General features: G+C 66.9%; 1 protein-coding gene. It reads right to left on the bottom strand.

Annotated elements, in window-relative coordinates; genetic code table 11:
- Positions 1-39 precede the first annotated feature (39 nt).
- Positions 40-1,232 (bottom strand): IS3 family transposase gene (locus ACWEK3_RS42400; protein ID WP_453252275.1). Its coding sequence is split into 2 segments (ribosomal slippage): positions 40-968 and positions 968-1,232, totalling 1,194 coding nucleotides; the frame shifts between segments, so codons are not numbered across the junction.
- Between the last annotated feature and the right edge of the window lie 72 nt (positions 1,233-1,304).

Here is a 1,304-nt window from a genome sequence, read left to right as displayed (position 1 = left end):
TGAGCTGCCCCGAGTTTCGCAGAGTCCGGCGATCTTGTTTCAGGCGGAGTGCGGGGAGGCTTCCCGTTGTCGCCACCAGTCGCGTTCGTACTCGGCGGGCGGTACGTAGCCGAGGGCGGAGTGGAGCCGTTCCTCGTTGTACCACGTGACCCACTGGAAGATCGCCCGCTCGACCTGGTCGAAGTCCTTCCAGGGGCCCTGCATCTCGATCAGCTCGGCCTTGAAGGTGCCGTTCAGGGCCTCGGCCATCGCGTTGTCATAGCTGTCCGCGACCGAGCCGACCGAGGCCGAAGCCCCGATGTCGGATAGCCTCTCGGTGTACCGAATTGATACGTATTGCGACCCGCGGTCGCTGTGGTGAACGAGACCGGAGTCCTTCTTGATCCTCCGTCTCCACAGCGCCATCTCCAGGGCATCCAACGGGAGTTCGGTGCGCATGTGGTTCGCGACCTGCCAGCCGACGATCGTCCGGGAGAACACGTCCAGGACGAACGCGACATACACCCAGCCCGACCAGGTACGGACATACGTCATGTCCGCCACCCAGAGCTGGTCGGGCCGACTCGCGGTGAAGTTCCGGTCGACCAGGTCCGGCGGGCGGGGCGCCGACGGTTCGGGGACGGTGGTCCGACGCCGCTGCCCGCGGATGACGCCCTCCAGGCCCAGCTCGGCCATCAGTCGCTCGACGGTGCAGCGGGCCACCTGGACGCCCTTGCGCCGCAGCGCGCGGGTGATCCGGCGGGCGCCATAGGTGCCGCCGGATTCGGCGTGGACCCGTTCGATCAGCGGTATGAGCTGCTCGTCGCGGAGCCGGCGGGCCGACTTCGGCCGCTTCTTGCGGGCGAAGTACGTCGACGGCGACAGCTCAAGAACCCGGCAAACGGGATCGACCCCGAGGCCCTTCTGGCGCAGGTGGTCGATCACTTGCTCGGCCTCGTCCGGGGACGGTCGATCTCCTGGGCAAAAAACACGCTGGCGGCTTTCAGGATCTCGTTCGCCCGCTTCAACTCCGCTACTTCTTTGCGGAGTTGCTTCAGCTCCTCGCGTTCGGCGGTGGTGAGCCGGTCGTCCCGGTCACCGGCGTCGGCTTCGGCCTGGCGGACCCATCCCCGCAGGGCTTCTTTGTGGATGCCGAGGTCCCGGGCGACATGCGCGACCGGGCGGCCGGTGGTGCGGACTTCGCGGACGGCCCGCTCGCGGAGCTCGTCCGGGTATTTACGTGGTGATGGCACTGCTCGTGGTTCTCCTTCGAGCCAGGATCATAAGCCTGGCTTCAGGGGCTCCACGAAACCGGGGTCAGCTCA

This window comes from Streptomyces sp. NPDC004721 (genome assembly GCF_053601495.1).
Note: the sequence above shows the minus strand (reverse complement) of the source record. Positions and strands in the feature narration are given on the sequence as shown.